This window comes from Amycolatopsis sp. YIM 10 (assembly GCF_009429145.1).
Lineage (GTDB): Bacteria > Actinomycetota > Actinomycetes > Mycobacteriales > Pseudonocardiaceae > Amycolatopsis.
On the sequence record NZ_CP045480.1, the window covers coordinates 5,787,056 to 5,802,846 of the forward strand.

At 71.0% G+C, this 15,791-nt stretch carries 17 protein-coding genes and 1 riboswitch; of the genes, 9 read left to right on the plus strand and 8 right to left on the minus strand.

The features are described 5' to 3' along the window. Window positions 1-11 precede the first annotated feature (11 nt). On the minus strand, window positions 12-935 hold the full coding sequence (locus YIM_RS27480; RefSeq protein WP_153033080.1) for a LysR family transcriptional regulator: 924 nt from the start codon (window positions 933-935) through the stop codon (window positions 12-14). Window positions 936-1,178: 243 nt separating this feature from the next. Here YIM_RS27480 and YIM_RS27485 point away from each other — a divergent pair, with 243 nt between their 5' ends. After that, entirely contained in the window at window positions 1,179-2,372 is a 1,194-nt protein-coding gene (locus YIM_RS27485; protein ID WP_153033081.1) for a Glu/Leu/Phe/Val dehydrogenase dimerization domain-containing protein, read from the plus strand. An 85-nt stretch (window positions 2,373-2,457) separates the two neighbouring features. Here YIM_RS27485 and YIM_RS27490 read toward each other — a convergent pair whose 3' ends face one another. The 4 genes from YIM_RS27490 to YIM_RS27505 are packed head-to-tail and all read right to left on the minus strand — an operon-like array spanning window position 2,458 to window position 5,624. After that, a complete protein-coding gene (locus YIM_RS27490) occupies window positions 2,458-3,213 on the minus strand; it encodes an ESX secretion-associated protein EspG (protein WP_153033082.1) in 756 nt (251 codons plus the stop codon). Next, window positions 3,210-4,559, minus strand: coding sequence for a WXG100 family type VII secretion target (locus tag YIM_RS27495; protein WP_153033083.1), 1,350 nt, complete (start codon window positions 4,557-4,559; stop codon window positions 3,210-3,212). The genes YIM_RS27490 and YIM_RS27495 overlap by 4 nt, the downstream gene beginning before the upstream one ends. Before the next feature lie 10 nt (window positions 4,560-4,569). Continuing rightward, a complete protein-coding gene (locus YIM_RS27500) occupies window positions 4,570-5,208 on the minus strand; it encodes a DUF3558 domain-containing protein (protein WP_153033084.1) in 639 nt (212 codons plus the stop codon). A gap of 11 nt (window positions 5,209-5,219) precedes the next feature. Continuing rightward, complete coding sequence (locus tag YIM_RS27505; protein WP_153033085.1) at window positions 5,220-5,624, minus strand: hypothetical protein; 405 nt, start codon at window positions 5,622-5,624, stop codon at window positions 5,220-5,222. Window positions 5,625-5,789: 165 nt separating this feature from the next. Between YIM_RS27505 and YIM_RS27510 the strand changes: the two genes are divergently transcribed. The 6 genes from YIM_RS27510 to YIM_RS27535 all read left to right on the plus strand — a co-directional run bounded on the left by YIM_RS27510 (window position 5,790) and on the right by YIM_RS27535 (window position 11,510). Further along, complete coding sequence (locus YIM_RS27510) at window positions 5,790-6,389, plus strand: TetR/AcrR family transcriptional regulator (RefSeq protein ID WP_153033086.1); 600 nt, start codon at window positions 5,790-5,792, stop codon at window positions 6,387-6,389. A 12-nt stretch (window positions 6,390-6,401) separates the two neighbouring features. Beyond that, window positions 6,402-6,980 carry a TIGR03086 family metal-binding protein gene (locus tag YIM_RS27515; protein WP_153033087.1) on the plus strand — a complete coding sequence of 193 codons (579 nt, stop codon included), beginning with the start codon at window positions 6,402-6,404 and terminating at the stop codon, window positions 6,978-6,980. A gap of 208 nt (window positions 6,981-7,188) precedes the next feature. Further along, on the plus strand, window positions 7,189-8,565 hold the full coding sequence (locus tag YIM_RS27520; RefSeq protein ID WP_370468889.1) for a hemolysin family protein: 1,377 nt from the start codon (window positions 7,189-7,191) through the stop codon (window positions 8,563-8,565). Beyond that, window positions 8,562-9,611: a hemolysin family protein gene (locus YIM_RS27525; RefSeq protein WP_153033089.1), complete on the plus strand. Its 1,050-nt coding sequence runs from the start codon at window positions 8,562-8,564 to the stop codon at window positions 9,609-9,611. Before YIM_RS27520 ends, YIM_RS27525 begins: the two co-directional genes overlap by 4 nt. Continuing rightward, the gene (locus YIM_RS27530; RefSeq protein WP_153033090.1) at window positions 9,608-10,513 is read left to right on the plus strand and encodes a 3-methyladenine DNA glycosylase; all 906 of its coding nucleotides are present in this window, start codon (window positions 9,608-9,610) and stop codon (window positions 10,511-10,513) included. Before YIM_RS27525 ends, YIM_RS27530 begins: the two co-directional genes overlap by 4 nt. 436 nt (window positions 10,514-10,949) lie before the next feature. Beyond that, window positions 10,950-11,510, plus strand: a complete 561-nt coding sequence (locus YIM_RS27535; protein WP_228004052.1) for a hypothetical protein — start codon at window positions 10,950-10,952, stop codon at window positions 11,508-11,510. A 44-nt stretch (window positions 11,511-11,554) separates the two neighbouring features. Here the strand turns inward: YIM_RS27535 and YIM_RS27540 are convergent, their stop codons facing one another. Further along, window positions 11,555-12,280, minus strand: a complete 726-nt coding sequence (locus YIM_RS27540) for an aldo/keto reductase (RefSeq protein ID WP_194239768.1) — start codon at window positions 12,278-12,280, stop codon at window positions 11,555-11,557. Between the two features lie 119 nt (window positions 12,281-12,399). Here YIM_RS27540 and YIM_RS27545 point away from each other — a divergent pair, with 119 nt between their 5' ends. Continuing rightward, entirely contained in the window at window positions 12,400-13,602 is a 1,203-nt protein-coding gene (locus YIM_RS27545; protein WP_194239769.1) for an MFS transporter, read from the plus strand. On the opposite strand, the gene YIM_RS27550 is transcribed toward YIM_RS27545, so the two are convergent. Continuing rightward, entirely contained in the window at window positions 13,573-14,385 is an 813-nt protein-coding gene (locus YIM_RS27550; RefSeq protein ID WP_153033093.1) for a helix-turn-helix domain-containing protein, read from the minus strand. The two genes, YIM_RS27545 and YIM_RS27550, sit on opposite strands and share 30 nt — an antisense overlap. A 107-nt stretch (window positions 14,386-14,492) precedes the next feature. Here YIM_RS27550 and YIM_RS27555 point away from each other — a divergent pair, with 107 nt between their 5' ends. Further along, entirely contained in the window at window positions 14,493-14,858 is a 366-nt protein-coding gene (locus YIM_RS27555) for a nuclear transport factor 2 family protein (RefSeq protein WP_153033094.1), read from the plus strand. 147 nt (window positions 14,859-15,005) lie between these two features. Beyond that, a riboswitch (glycine riboswitch) is annotated at window positions 15,006-15,107 on the minus strand. 42 nt (window positions 15,108-15,149) lie between these two features. Here the strand turns inward: YIM_RS27555 and YIM_RS27560 are convergent. Continuing rightward, the gene (locus YIM_RS27560) at window positions 15,150-15,716 is read right to left on the minus strand and encodes a MerR family transcriptional regulator (protein ID WP_153033095.1); all 567 of its coding nucleotides are present in this window, start codon (window positions 15,714-15,716) and stop codon (window positions 15,150-15,152) included. Window positions 15,717-15,791 lie beyond the last annotated feature (75 nt).

Consider the following 15,791-nt stretch of genomic DNA (forward strand, 5'->3'; position numbering starts at 1 on the left):
ATCGTGACCACTTAGGGCAGGGTGGTCTCGGTGGCCAGGCCCAGTTCGGCGGCGGCCGCGCGGACCGCGTGGATCACCAGCTGCATCGACGGGCGGCGCAGTGCGGTGGTGCGGTAGGCGATGGACACCGTGCGCATCAGCGGGCTCGCCAGCGCCACCGTGTCCACTCCGGGCGGCCGCAGGATCAGGCCGAGATCGGAGACCAGCGTGACGCCGAGGCCCGCCCCCACCATCGCCATCGCGGTGGCCTGCTCCTCCACCTCGTGGTCGATCTTCGGCTCGAAACCGTGGCGCTGGCAGGCGATCCGGATGGCCCGGCCGAAGTGGCTCTTCGGACTGGCCAGTATCCACGGCTGTTCGGCGAGTTCGAGCAGGGAGACGCTGCCGGCGGGCACGGTGCCCGCCGGTACCGCGGCGTGCAGCCGTTCCACCGCGATCACTGCGCGTTCCAGCCCGGCGTCCCACGGCATCGGGGCGTCCGAGTAGTCGATCACGAACGAGAAGTCGAGCGAGCCGTCGCGGACCGCGTCCGCGGTCTCCTCCGGCGCCAGCTCGCGGGTGCGGACCTTGATGCCGGGGTGCTCGGCGGCCAGCGCGGTCAGCGCGCGCGGCAGCAGCCCGGAGGCCACCGACGCCCACACGCCGGCGGTCAGCCGGACGGTGACCGACTCCTGCGCCTCCTCCAGCGCCAGCGTCGCGCGCTCGACCGCGCCCAGGATCTCTTCGGCGTGCGCGGTCAGCAGCTTGCCCAGCTCGGTCAGCTGGACGCGCCTGCCGAGCCGTTCGAACAGCTTCGCGCCGACGTCCCGTTCGAGCTGGGCCAGCTGCTGGGACACCGCCGAAGCCGTGTAGTGCAGTGCTCCGGCCGCCGCGGTGACGGTGCCCCGCCGATCCAGCTCCCGGAGCATCCGCAGTCTCTGCAACGAAAACTCCATACACAAACCCTAAACACAAACGTGCACGATCCTTAACTGGACGCACCGGCGCTACGGGCTCACTCTGGACCACGTAAACCGGAACGCGGCCACGCCCGGAGCGCTTTCCGCGTCGCACGAACTCCACAACCGCAGCCACGCCGGCGGAGTACCTCATCCGATGGGGAAGCCAAACCGGCGGGCTCGGCCGTGCGCGCGAAAGCACCCGGCGTCCGCTCGAGCAGCAGCTTGGAGGTGGGTCGAGTGAGCACCCAGAACAGCACCGAACCTTTGCTGAGGTTGACCTGGACGGACCCGGTGACCGGTACTCGCGGGTTCCTCGTGGTGCACACCCTCGTCTCCGGGCTCGCCACCGGTGGCACCCGGATGCGGGCCGGGTGCACGATGAGCGAGGTCGAGGACCTGGCCAGGGGCATGGCCAACAAGACGGCCACGTTCAACCTGCCGGTCGGCGGCGCGAAGGGCGGCATCGACCTGGACCCGAAGGACCCGCGTGCGTTCGACGTGCTCACCCGGTTCTGCTCGGCGATGCGCCCGTGGCTCGACGCGCACTGGGTGACCGCCGAGGACCTCGGCGTGCCGCAGCACCTGATCGACGAGGTCTTCGCCGGGCTCGGCCTGGAGCAGTCCTACCACGCGGCCATCTCGCGCTCGGCCGATCCGGCGCGCACCCTGCGCCGTGTGCAGGCCGGGCTGAACGCGCCGGTGCCGGGCGGGCTGCTGCTCGGGGACGTGGTCGGCGGATACGGCGTCGCGCAGGCCTGCCTCGGTGTCGCCGCGGCGTGGGCCTGGGACCCGGCCGAGACCACTGTGGCCATCCAGGGCATCGGCACCATGGGCGGTGGCGCGGCCTGGTACCTGCACGAAGCCGGGATGCGGGTGACCGCGGTCGCCGACGCCGCGGGCACGCTGTACCACCCGGCGGGACTGGACATCCCGGCGCTGCTGGAACTCCGCGACGCCTACGGGGAGATCGACCGGAGCCAGGTGCCGCCGGACGTGCGGCGCCTGCCGCGCAACGCGGTGGTCGGCATCGAGGCCGACATCTTCGTGCCCGCCGCGATCTCCTACGCGATCACCGAGGACAATGTGGAGCAGGTCGCGGCGAAGGTGGTCATCGAGGCGGCGAACGCGGCCACCACCGAGGAGGCCGAGGCTTCGCTGGTGCTGGCGGGCATCCCGGTGATCCCGGACTTCGTGGCCAACGCGGGTGCCGCGGCCTGGGCCTGGTGGCTGCTGCTGGGCGAGGTCGGCGCGGATCCGGCCGACTCGTTCCTGCGGCTGCGCACCGAAATGCAGTCCAAAGTGGCGCTGCTGCTGGCGCAGTGGAACACCGACCGCCGCCCGCCGCGTGAGACCGGCTGGGAACTGGCGGCGGCGAACCGCGTGGAGCGGGCCGCCACCGAACACCTGGCACCGGCGCTCACCATTCCGTGAACGGCCCGGGGGTGTGAAAAAACCCGAATGGGGCTTTGAGGACGAAAAAAGCCCTCAAAGCCCCATTCGGGTTTTGCCGTGCGATTCAGCGGTTCATCGCGGGTGCCAGGCGGGAGGCCAGGTACCGCAGTGCTTCCGCGAGTGCGGCCGGGGTGGCCGGGGCGATGTGGATCTCCGCCTCCGGCCCCTCCCCGATCGTGTAGTTGAGGTAGCGGCCCCAGTCGGTGTCGGCGTAGTGCAGCGGTTGCTCGACGCGGGCGTACCGGCCCACTTCGTCCCGCTTGCCCGCGTACAGCTCACCGGTACCGTGCACCGGCCGCTGCACCACCTTCACCACATCGGCGATCGCCTGCGGCAGCGACCGCCCCTGTTCCTTGCCGCGGGCGGCTTCCTCGAAGTCGCGCGCCCGGACCGTCTGCGACCGGCCGCCGCCCGCGTACAGCTCGGGCAGCTCGCCGATCAGCGCCTCGGGCAGCTCGTGCTGGTTGATCTCGCGAATGGTCACCCAGTCGCCCGAGCGCACGGCGAGCACACCGAGCATGCCGCGGGAAGCCGCGAGCACGCCGATCGTCTCGTTCTCGCGCGTGGCCCAGCCGTAGAACTCCAGCGACGCCGAAGTCAGCAGCGGCAGCAGGTCCAGCACCTCGACCTTGGTCCGGCCCCGGTGGTCGAGCAGCCCCGCCCCGGCCAGCGCCTCGTCGATCTGGCGGGACAGCTCGTCCCGTTCCCGATCGGGGTACCACATCGCCCGGGGCTGGAGGGTGACGTGCAGCTGCCCGGCACCCTCCCGCTGGACCAGTGCCGCCAGCGCGGCGATCGGGACCGCCGTCGGAGCGGTCACTCCCCGATCACCGGGGGCATGGTGCGCTCGTCGGTGCCGAACAACGCGTCGGGATCGGCCTCGACCAGCCAGCTCGGCCGGGTGTGCTCCTCGTCCTCGCCGCCCTGACCGCGAGCACCGTGCGCGCCGCCCATCGGGCCACCAGCGGTACCGCCACGGCCAGCGGCCGCCGCGCCACCCCGGGCGGCGCCTTCGGCACCGAGCACACCACCGGCGCCGACACCGCGACCGGCGCCGAGCGAGTTCCCGCTGCCGCCACCACGGGCCGCGGCCTCGCCGCCCAGCCCGGCCGGGCCGCCGGGGCCGCCGCCGAGCAGCCTGCCGCCCGCGGTGTTCGGCTGCTTCCCGCCGGTGGTGGCCGGATTGCCGGGTCCGGTGGGATTGCTGGTGGGGTTGTTGTTCGCGTTCGGGTTGTTGACCAGCCCGACCACCGGGTCGCCGGTGCCCGGCTTGGTGTTCGGCAGCTTCGGCGGCAGCTTCGTGGTGGTGCCGCCCTTGTCGTTGCCGCTCTTGTCACCGCTGGTCGTGGTGCCGCCACCGGTACCGCCGATGACACCGCCGCCGGTGCCTCCCGTGCCACCAGTGCCGCCGGTCCCACCGGTACCGCCCGTGCCACCGGTTCCCCCGGTGCCGCCGGTACCTCCCGTGCCACCGGTACCGCCGCTGCCACTGCTGCCGGTGCTCCCGCTGCTGCCGGTGGAGCTGTCGATCTTGTTCGAGCTGCCGGTGTCGCCGCCGTTCCCGTTGCCCTGCCACGGTTCCTGGGCGATCGGCGGGCCGATCGGACCGGGTCCGTCGGTCTTGAGCTTCACCGCGGCGCCGTCGGAGGACAGCTGCTGGTAGTCCGTCGGCAGGATCTGCTGGGTGCTCTTGCTGATGCTGGAGTACTGGTCCATCGCGCGAACGTTGTTCTCGTTCGCCTCGTTGTGGGCCTGCACGCCCTTCTGGTAGTCGTTCACCTCGCTGGCCGCCATGAACGGCCCGGCCACCGGGATCGCCGACTTCAGCCCGAGGCTCCAGCCGCTGGGCTTCTCCGGCGCCGGCGGCACCGGCACCACCGCGTTGCTGGTGTAGTCGAAGCCGGTGGCCTGCGCGTTCACCGAGTTCGCGGTGATGTCCAGCGGCGCGGCCGTTTCGGCGAAGGCCCGCTCCATCGGCCCGGCACCGGCGTTCGCCGCGTCCGCGCCGTCCCCGGTCCAGGACGCCTTCATCCGCTCCTGAAGCGACTTGATGCTCTGCGCGCGTTCCTCGAACGACGCGGACAGCTTCTGCACGTTCTCCGCGGTCATCCGCAGGCGCTCGCTGTCGCCGGCCTTGAAGTTGTCGTAGATCGCCTGACCGTCCATACCGCTCACCTCAGGCGCCCCCTTTCAGCGTGTCGATCACGATTCCGGCGACCCGTACCGAGTTGTCGCAGGAATCCTGCGCACCCTGGTACCCCAGGCTGGTCACCGTGAAGGTCAGGTCGTCGGCGATGCCGACGGCGAGGCCGCAGCTGCCGGTGGCGCGGCGGTCCGACTGGCCGGCGAAGAAGGCGGGATAACCCCCGACGTCCTCGGTCCGCTCCAGGAAACCGAGCTGGCGGCCCTGCTTGGCCTTCTCCAGCCCGGCGACGCCGCCGATGCCGTTGTCGCGGTTGCCGGTCTGCACCTGGACGGTCATGCCGACACCGGGTTCGGCGCCGCTCCAGTGGCAGCTCGGCCCGGCGAGCACCTTGGCCACGTCGTCCTCGGTCTTCGGCTCCCCCGGCTCGGTGTACCCGGCCGCGGACAGCTTCGCCAGCGGCGTCAGCTCGCACGGGTTGCCGAGGTAGCGGCTCACGTCCAGCGGTACCGCGATCTTCGGCCCGCCCGGCTGCGGCGCGGCCGAGGACCCGCCCGGCGCGGCGCTCTCCGCGCTTTCCACTGGACGTGGATTTCCCCCGGTCTCCCCGGAACACGCGGCGAGCGAGGCCGCCACGGCGACGAGCAGGGTCACGGCTTTCAACTTGTTCACGCGCGGGTCGCCTACTCAGCCGTCTTGAGTGCCTGGGCCTTCGCTTCGTCGGCGGCCACCGTCGCTTCCTTGGCCGCCTTCAGCTTGTTCACGTACTCCTGCGCGTACTTGAGCATCGAGTCGTTCTGCGAGCGCAGCGCCTCGATCGAGTTCACCCCGGCGTCGACGTAACCGACGCTCGCGTCGTCGGGCGCGGGCGGGGTGAAGCCCCACGAGATGTCCTCGATGATCTTCGCGTCCTCGACCAGCTTGTCCGCCTCGGCCTCCCAGAGACCGATCACGGCCTCGAGTTCCTCGGCGTCCATCTCGAACGAGCCGCCGCCACCGCCAGGTGCGGGCGCGGGCGCGTCCTTGGTGAGGCTGCTACCCCAGACCTTGCTCACCGCTGCGCTGGCCGCGCCACCGACGTCGAACATCCCGTCTCCCCATTCCACAAGCACCGCAAGTCATGCCTTTGACGCAGCAGACTAGTGCAGGGTTCCCCCGCCGCGTGGGAAATTCGCCAGGTCGACCGTCGATCCGACGTCACAGTACGTACGTACGGATTGCGAAGGCACTACCCCGGGTGACAGGATCGGATGATGCCACGTGTCAGTCAGGACCATCTCGACGCTCGCCGGCGGCAGATCCTTGACGGCGCGCGGGTGTGCTTCGCGCGCTACGGGTACGAGGGTGCCACGGTGCGGCGTCTGGAGGAAGCCACCGGGCTCTCGCGCGGCGCGATCTTCCACCACTTCCGCGACAAGGAGTCGCTGTTCCTCGCGCTCGCCGAGGACGACGCGGTCCGCATGGCGCAGGTGGTCGCCGACCAGGGCCTGGTGCAGGTGATGCGCGATCTGCTGACCGAGGGCAGCGCGCACCCGGCGGACTGGCTCGGCACCCGGCTCGAGCTGTCCCGCCGCCTGCGCACAGATCCCGAGTTCCGCGCGCGCTGGGCCGAGCGCTCCGACCAGCTCACCCGCGCCACCCGTCAGCGCCTGCTGCGCCAGCGAGACGCGGGAAAGCTGCGCGACGACGTCGACGTCGACGTGCTCACCTCGTTCCTGGAGCTGGTGCTCGAAGGGCTCGTCTCGCACCTCGCCATGGGCCTGCCCGCCGACCACCTCACCCCGGTGCTGGACCTCGTCGAGGAGACCGTGCGTGTGCACCACCGCAACCCTGCGGGTGCCGCGCGGCCGTGATGGACTCGGTACATGGACTTTCTCGACGCGCACGCTGAAGCCCTCCGCGGGTTCGACGAACTCGTCCACCGCATCGGCCGCGACCAGTGGGCCGATCCGACGCCGTGTACCGAGTGGACGGTCCGCGACCTGCTGGGCCACCTGGTCTACGAGCAACTGTGGGCACCGGACCTGCTCGACGGCGCCACCGTCGAGCAGGTCGGCGACCGCTACGACGGCGAGCAGCTGGGCGATCACCCGGTGCGGCGCTGGGAAACCGCGTCCCGCGCGGCGCGGCAGGCCTTCGAGAACACCAGCCGCGAAACCGTGCACGTCTCGTTCGGCGAGATCCCGCTGGAGGACTACGGCTGGCAGATGACCGGCGACCTGGCGGTGCACGGCTGGGACCTCGCGGTGGCCATCGGCGCGGACTACCGCGTCGGCGACGCGCTGGCCGAGGACCTGCTCGCCGAACTCGGGCCGCAGGTCTCCGGCTGGCAGGGCGGCGGGATCTTCGCGGCGCCGGTGGAGACCGGGCCGGACGCGACGCCGTCGGACCGGCTGGTGGCCCTGCTCGGGCGCGATCCGGGACTCACCCGTGCCCGGCTGTGAGCAGGGACATCCCGCGATCACTCGCACGTTCGGCCCAACCGGCCGGTATCATCTACGGGACGTGCCAACCCCTCCTGAGGAGAGACCCTTCCGTGCGCGACGCGCCGTCACCTGGTGACAGTACTAAGCCGGGTGGCAAGCCCGGCTTCCCCGTTCCCCCTCCCATCGGCCTGCGACCCGCCCCGCGAACCGCCGCCGGAGTCCGCTGATGGAAATCCTGCTTTCGATCCTCGGCGTGCTCTTCGTGGTGGTGCTGACCATCGGCACCGGCCTGGCCGTCGCCGCCGAGTTCTCGCTCACCGCGCTCGAGCGCAGCACCGTCGAGGCCAACGTCCGCCAGGTCGGCGACAAGAAGTCGAAAACGCTGCTGCAGGCTCACCGGACGCTGTCGTTCCAGCTCTCCGGCGCGCAGGTGGCCATCACGCTGACCACGCTGATCACCGGTTACGTCGCCGAACCGCTGATCGGTGACCTGATCGAGCCGCCGCTGGCCGGGTTCGGCCTGCCGCCGGCGTTCGCCAAGGGCGCCTCGGTGGTGCTGGCGCTGGTCATCGCCACCTCGCTGTCGATGGTGCTCGGCGAGATGATGCCGAAGAACCTGGCGATCGCCCGCCCGCTGCAGACCGGGCGCGCGGTGGCCGGGTACCACTCGCGCTTCTCGAAGACCTTCAAATGGCTCATCACGCTGATGAACAACAGCGCGAACTGGGTGGTGCGCAAGTTCGGCGTGGAGCCGCAGGAGGAACTGCGCTCGGCGCGGTCACCGCAGGAGCTGGGTTCGATCGTGCGGTCCAGCGCGGAGAGCGGCACGCTCGACACCGCCACCGCGGAACTGCTGGACAAGTCGCTGCGCTTCGGCGACCGCACCGCCGAGGAACTGATGACCCCGCGCGTGCAGATCGAGTCGCTGACCGTGGACGAGTCGATCAACGAGCTGATCGCGCTGTCCCAGCGCACCGGGTTCTCGCGATTCCCGGTCTACAACGAGGATCTCGACGACGTGCAGGGCGCGGTCCACGTCAAGCAGGCGTTCACCGTGCGCCAGGCCGACCGCGACAGCGCGCGCATCGGCTCGGTGATGCGGCCGGTGCCGACGGTACCCGAGTCGCTGCCGGGTGACGCGCTGCTGAACCGGCTGCGGGACTCGCGCTTCCAGCTGGCCATCGTGGTCGACGAGTACGGCGGCACGGCCGGACTGGTCACCCTGGAGGACGTGGTCGAGGAGATCATCGGCGACGTGCTCGACGAGCACGACGACCGCGAGGAGCCGTCGTCGCGGCAACTCGGCGCGGACAGCTGGGTGGTCTCCGGGCAGCTGCGGGCCGACGAGGTCCGCGAGATCACCGGATTCCACATGCCCGAAGGCGACTACGAGACGATCGCGGGCCTGGTGCTCGAACGCCTCGGCCGGATCCCCGGCCCCGGTGATTCGGCCGAGGTCGACGACTGGAAGCTCACCGTGACCACGATGGACCGGCTGCGCATCGCCGAGATCAGCGTCCGGCCGAGCACCGGCAGGGCGGAACCGGCCGTCGGTCCGAATGCCGCGTCCGCCGTCTCACCCCGGGTGGAGGTGGCGAGGTGAACGACGGAGTCGCCATCGCGCTGATCGGCCTGCTGCTGCTGGCCAACGCCTTCTTCGTGGGCGCGGAGTTCGCGCTCATCTCCTCCCGGCGCGACCGCCTGGAGGCACTCGCCGAGCAGGGCAACACCCGCGCCCGGATCGTGATCAACGCCAGCAAGCACGTCTCGCAGATGCTGGCCGGCGCGCAGCTGGGCATCACCATCTGCTCGCTGCTGCTGCTCCAGTTCGGCGAGCCCGCGGTGGCGCACCAGCTGGAGGCCGCCTTCGGCGCGATCGGGCTGCCGCTGCCCGGGTACGTGATCCACCCGATCGCGTTCGCCTTCGCGCTGACCGTGATGACCATTCTCCACGTGCTGATCGGCGAGATGGTGCCGAAGAACCTGGCCATCGCCGATCCGGAGCGGCTGGCGCTGTGGCTGGTCCCGGTGCACGTGGCCTGGGTGAAGCTGGCGAACCCGTTCATCTGGCTGCTGAACACCGTGGCCAACGCGGGGCTGCGGCTGATCAAGGTGCAGCCGAAGGACGAGCTGGAAACCGCCTACACCTCGGCCGAACTCGCCGAGCTGCTCAGCGAGTCGCGCCGCGAGGGGCTGCTGGAGCAGTCCGAGCACCAGCGGCTGAGCCAGACGCTGTCCTCGGTCCGCAAGACCGTGGCGGACGTGCTGGTGCCGGTCGCCGAACTCACCACGCTGCCCGCGTCGCCGACCGTCGGCGACGTCGAGCGGGCCGTGTCGAGCACCGGCTTCTCCCGGTTCCCGGTGCTGGACACCGAGGGCGGGCTCGCCGGGTACATCCACGTCAAGGACATCCTGGAGCTGGTCGCCGAACCGGCCGAGACGAAGGTGCCGCCATCGAAGACGCGCGCGCTGAGCGAGGTCTCGGCGGAGGCGAAGCTGGACAGCGCGCTGTCGGTGATGCGCCGGGAACGGGGGCACCTGGCCAGGGCACTCGACGCGGATGGGACCGTGGTCGGTGTGGTGGCACTGGAAGACCTGGTCGAGGAATACGTGGGCACCGTGCGGGACGGCACGCACGTGACGGCGTGAGCGCGGTGGAAGTCCTCGCCGAGCCCGAGTGGCGGGCTCGCGAGGAGGCCCATGTCGCGCGTATGCGGAAGTGGACCGTGCCGCACCAGGAACGCCGGTCGCGCGGGGAGAAGCACCCGGTGCTGGACTTCCTGTTCACCTACTACTCCCACCGGCCGACGCACGTGGAGCGGTGGCAGCCCGGTTTCGGCGTGGCGCTCGAAGGTGCGGCGGCGAAGCGGTTCCTGGACCGGCGCGGCTACCACGAAACCCCGGACGGCGTCGCCGTCGACCCGGCGGAGTTCACTCCGGCTCGGGAGCGGACCGCCCGCTACGTCTCCTCGCTGCTCGAGGCGACGGCGTCGCGCCCGGCCCGGCTCAACTGCTTCGGGCTGCACGAGTGGGCGATGGTCTACCGGCAGCCGCACGACGAGGTGCGGCACGCCCAGCTGCCGCTGCGGCTGGGCGAACGCGGGACCGACGAAGTGGTGGAATCACTGGAGGTGCGCTGCGGCCACTTCGACGCGTTCCGCTTCTTCACGCCCGAGGCCGTCCCGCGCAACACGCTCACGCCGACCAGGGAGACTCAGCGGGAGCTGGAGCAGCCCGGCTGCCTGCACGCGAACATGGACCTGTTCAAATGGGCCTACAAACTCGGCCCATTCGTACCGGCCGAGCTGATCGGTGACTGTTTCGAACTGGCGGCCGACATCCGCGAACTGGACATGCGCGCGAGTCCTTACGATTTGTCCCCGCTCGGTTACGCAGCGGTGCCGATCGAAACGCCGGCCGGCCGCGCCGAATACGCCAGGGCGCAGGCGGCTTTCGCCCGCCGCGCCGAACCCCTGCGCACTCGCCTGATCGAGTGCAGCAACACACTATTGTCCGTTTGTACCGATGCTGGCAGGCTGTGCGACAACTGAGCGTCATCACATTTCCCGAACAGATTACGTCTGTTAGAGTGATAACGTTTTGGTTGCATACTGAGAGCGTCCAAGCATCAGACCAGAAAGGCACACGATGGGGCGACACAGCTTGGTCGAGGACCCGGCTCCGGAACCCCCTCACGGCAGATCGTCCGGCTATCGTTCCCCCGCGAACCGGACGTCCGCTCCCCGGACCGCACCTCCCCGTGACACACCTCCCCGCACTCCTCCCCGCGACACAACCCACCGGACTCCCCCGACGCCCGCGGCCCCCCGAACTCCCCGCCGCGCACCGGAACCCCCGCCCTCCCCGTACTTCACCCCGGCCCCGCCGCCCGAACAGGGCCCGGAGCGCAACGTCACCACCACCGGCAGCCACAAGGCGATCAGCGCCACCGGCAGCCACCGCGCGATCGGCAAGACCCGCCGCCGCGTGGCCACCTGGCCGATCGCCTGCTTGGTCCTGGTCGCCCTGCTCGGCCTCGGCTGGCTGGGCTGGGGCTGGGCCAGCGGTGAGCTGAGCAGCCGCGCCGAAGCACAGGCCGCCAGCTGCGCCGAAGGCGATGCCAGCCTGCGGGTGATCGTGACCCCGAGCGCCGAGGCGCCGGTCAAGGCCGCGGCCACCCGGTGGAACGACGCGAAGACCGTGGTGCACGGCCACTGCATCAACATCACCGTGGACGCGATGGCTTCGCAGCGCGTGCTCGACGCCCTGCTCGGGCAGAGCGAGCTGACCTCCATCCGCGGTATGCCGGCGGCCTGGCTGCCGGAGTCCTCGTGGTGGATCAGCGAGCTGACCACCAAGAAGCCGGAGGTGATCGGCTCGCCCGCGCAGTCGGTGGCCTCGGCGCGCTCGGCGGACTACCCGTACCTCGGGCTGTCCGGCAACGGTGTGGACGACGTGCAGAAGCGGGCCGCGCAGACCTTCCGCGGCTTCCTCACCGAACCCGCCCAGCAGGCCGACTTCGCAGCCGCCGGACTCAAGGCAACCTAACGAGTGTCGACAGTGGTTTGCGTGGCGGTGCGGGTAGCGGAACCTCAGGTCCCTTCGAGTTCGGCGATCACCGCGAGGTCGTCGGCGGCGAGTTCGAAGTCGAACACGCCGAGTTGCTCGGCGAGCAGGGTGGCCGGGCCGGGCCCGACCACCACGGCGTGCCCGAGTTCGAGCTGCCACCGCAGCACCAGCTGCGCGGGGCTCTTGCCGTACTTGGCAGCCAGCCCGCGCAGCACCCCCGGCAGCGCGCCCGGTCCGACCGGGTCGGCCGCGATGGTGACGATGCCGTGCTCGGCGTGCAGCGCGCGCAGTTCGGCACGCGGTTCACGCGGGTGCAGTTCGAGCCGGTGCGCCGCGGGCAGCCCGACGGACTCGACGAACCGGCGCAGCGCGTCGGCGGTGAGCCCGGCGACACCGAGCGCGCGGACCCGGCCGTCGGACTGCGCGGCTTCCAGCTCGCGCCACGCCTGCGGCGTCGGCCGTTCGAGCAGCACCAGCTCGATCCGGTCGGTGCCGAGCATGCGCAGTCCCGAGGCCAGCGCCTCGGCGGTGCCGGTACCGGGCAGGGTCAGCGTGACGAAGACATCCTCCCGCGGCAGCTCGCGGATCGCCTCCCCGGCGCCCGACTCCCCCGACGGCCGCACGCCGATGGCGCGGTAACCGGCGGCGAGCGCCTGGCGCACCGCACCGGCGACGGTGTCCGGCGGCAGCGCGCCGGCGTCGAAGCTGATCAGCGGGAGCAGGACCTCGTTGTTCAGCGCGATGCTCACCAAGCAGTTCCTCACCGGGATCGTTGGACTCGTGCCACGACGGGGGCTCCCGCTGCGAGAATCCTCTCACCCGCGCCGCCACCCGTGCCCGGCGGCGCGCGCACTGCGACGATGATCGAGTGCCCGTCCCCCGCCGTGCGACCACCGGACTGGTGCTGGTCGTCACCGCCTCGCTCGCCGTCCACCTGGCCACCTTCCTGATCCGGCCGGTGGCCTCCTACCGGGTGCTGGCGCTCGGCGGCGACGCCACCGCGGTCGGGCTGGTCGCCGCGGCCGGCGCGCTGCTGCCGGTGTTCCTCGCGCTGCCGATGGGCCGGGCCGCCGACCGCGGCGGCCTCGGGTGGCTGCTCGCCGGTGGCGGGCTGGCCATGACCACCGGTGCGCTCGGCCTCGCCTTCGCCGGCTCCCTGCCGCTGATGGCCGCGGGGAACGTGGTGATCGGCGTCGGCCAGCTCGCGCTGATGCTGGCCTTCCAGGGGCTGGTCGCCGAGCTTTCCCCGCCGGAGCACCAGGACCGCAACTTCGGCTGGTTCACCGCGGCGGCCTCGATCGGCCAGCTGATCGGCCCGCTGACCGGCGGCTGGGTGATCAGCTCGGCCTCGCCCGGCTCGATGATCGCCGAGACGCGCGAGGCCTTCCTGCTCGCCACCGGGCTCGGCGTGGTGATCACCCTGCTCTGCCTGACCCTGGCGTGGACGCTGAAAGCCTTGTCCCGCACCAAGAAGAACGGCGATCGGACCGTCCACAAGGGATCGACGGCGGCGCTGCTGCGCAACCGGAGGCTGCTGGTCGCGATCTTCACCAGCTTCGCGGTGATGTCCGCTGTGGACGTGATCACCGCATACCTCCCGGTGCTGGGCGAGGATCGCGGGCTCAGCCCGGCGGTGGTCGGCGCGCTGCTGGCCGTGCGCGCCGGGTTCTCCTTCCTGTCCCGCCTGCTGATCCCGTTGCTGGTGGGCCGATTCGGCCGCCTCACGGTACTGCTGGTCAGCGGTGGCCTGGCCGGGATCTGCGTGACCGCGCTGGTGTTCACCGGCGGCTTCTGGCCGCTGGCCGCGCTGATGGCGGTACTCGGGCTGGCGCTCGGACTCGGTCAGCCGCTGACCATGACCTGGACCGTGCGCGAGGCGCCGGACAACCTGCGGTCCACCGCGCTCGGCCTGCGGCTGACCGGCAACCGGGTGGCGCAGGCGGCGGCCCCGGCCGCGGCGGGCGCGGTGTCCGGGCTGGTCGGCGTGGCCGGTCCGTTCCTGCTGATCGCGCTGCTGCTGTTCGCCTCGACGATCACCGTGTTACCCGGCTGGCGGGCCGAGCGGGGTTGACCGGATCACCTCGGCGGTGTGCGCGTCCGCCGGGAAGAACGCCTCGATCGACAACTCCGCGAGCGTCACGTCCAGCGGCGTGCCGAAGGTCGCGACCGTGCTGAAGAAGGCGAGTTCGGTGTCGCCGTGGCGCAGCCGCAACGGCACCAGAATGTCGCCCGGCTTCGGCACCTCGACCTCGGGAAGCACGTCGTGGCAAGGATATTCGCGCAGTTCGGCGAGCAGGTCGGAGAGTTCGGGGTCGGCCGTCGCGGCCACCTCGCGCCGCAGCCTGCCGAGCAGGTGCGCCCGCCACTCCCCCAGGTTGGCGATCCGCGGAGCCATGCCGTCCGGGTGCAGCGTCGCGCGCAGCACGTTCACCGGACCGTCGAGCAGTTCCGGAGCCACCCCCGCGACCAGCAACGCCACGCTGGCATTCGAGTCGACCATGTTCCAGCGCCGGTCGATCACCACCGCCGGATAAGGTTCGTGCACGGTCAGCAGCTGCCGGACCGCCTCGCGGGCGGCGGTCATCTCGGGCGCGTCGAGGCCGCTTTCGCCGTACACCGGGGCAAAACCGGCGGCGAGCAGCAGCTGGTTGCGCTCGCGCAGCGGCACGTCGAGGTGCTCACCGAGGCGGAGCACCATGTCCCGGCTCGGCGCCGAGCGCCCGGTCTCGACGAAGCTCAGGTGCCGGGTGGAGATATCCGCCGAGATGGCCAGGTCGAGCTGGCTGATCCGCCGCCGGTCCCGCCATTCGCGCAGGAGTTCGCCGACGGGACGGGGTGCGGTCGCTGTGGTCACGGCGTCGACGTTACGGGCGGGCCCGCGCCACGGCCATTACTTCGCGGGTAATCGACGAGCCGCGCGTCGCCGGGAATCGTTGGGGCCAGCCAACCCAAGGAGTGATCATGACCGACTTCACCGCCCTCGCCGAGCGCTACCTCGCCGCCTGGAACGCCACCGGCGCCGAGCGGCGCGCGCTGATCGAGGAGCTGTTCACCGAAACCGCCGGCTACACCGATCCACTCGGCGCGGTGACCGGCTGGGACGACATCGAGAAGTTCTTCGCCACGGCGGCCGAGCAGTTCGCCGGGCTGCGGTTCAGCCTGCACGGTCCGGTGGACGGCCACCACGACATCGCGCGGTTCACCTGGTACCTGGGCGCCGAGGACACTACTGGCGCCGAGCCGCTGGTCATCGGGTTCGACGTGCTGGTGGTCGAGAACGACCGGATCACCCAGGTGCACGGCTTCCTGGACAAGGTGCCCGGCTGAGCCCCGGCGGGCCGGGATGGATGTGGGCCTCCCCCTCTGTCCCTGCCCGTTTTCCGGGCGCCTGAGAGGTTCACCCGCGAGTCCACGGGCTTGCACCTTCGGCGGGGTCGTGCGGTGAGTGGCCGCCGACCCGCTTTCCAGAGGCGTCTCCCCCGCGCGGTCCTGGGTGCCTGAGAGTTTCCGGGGAGGAGTTGCTCCTTCGGCGCCGGGCGAGGCGATTGGCCGCCCGGTCTCTCCCGCGCAGGGTTTACGACTACGACGCGAAGATTAGCAACTCACCGACCGCGGCGATCAACCGGTCCGGCGGGCGTTGCGGCGCTGGGTCAGCTCGTCCGGCCGGACCGTTTCCACCACACCGCCGTCGGCCCGTTCGGCCGGGAACTCGTGGATGGTGCCGCTGATCTCCTGCATGGCCCCGCTGACCGCGATGCCGAACACGCCCTGCCCGCCCTGCAGTAAATCGACGATCTCCTCGGGCGAGGTGCACTCGTAGACCGTGGTGCCGTCGGAGAACAGGGTCACCTTGGCCAGGTCGCGCACCCCGCGCTCACGCAGGTGCTCCACCGCGACCCGGATGTTCTGCAGCGAGACCCCGGTGTCCAGCAGGCGCTTGACGATCTTGAGGACCAGGATGTCCTTGAACGAGTACAACCGCTGCGAGCCCGACCCGTGCGCGGTGCGGATGCTCGGCGCGACCAGCTTCGTCCTGGCCCAGTAGTCCAGCTGCCGGTAGGTGATGCCGGCGATCTGGCAGGCGGCGGGCCCGCGGTAACCGACCAGTTCGTCGGGCAGGGACGCGTCGGGAAAGAGCTCACCTTGCTCGCCGTCGGTCACCTCGAACGACCTTCCCTCGACCACCCATGCCTCCCCTCGCCCGGCTGTATCCGCCGGCAGAACATGTCCTGGTGGATCCAAACATCCGAACGGAGTAAT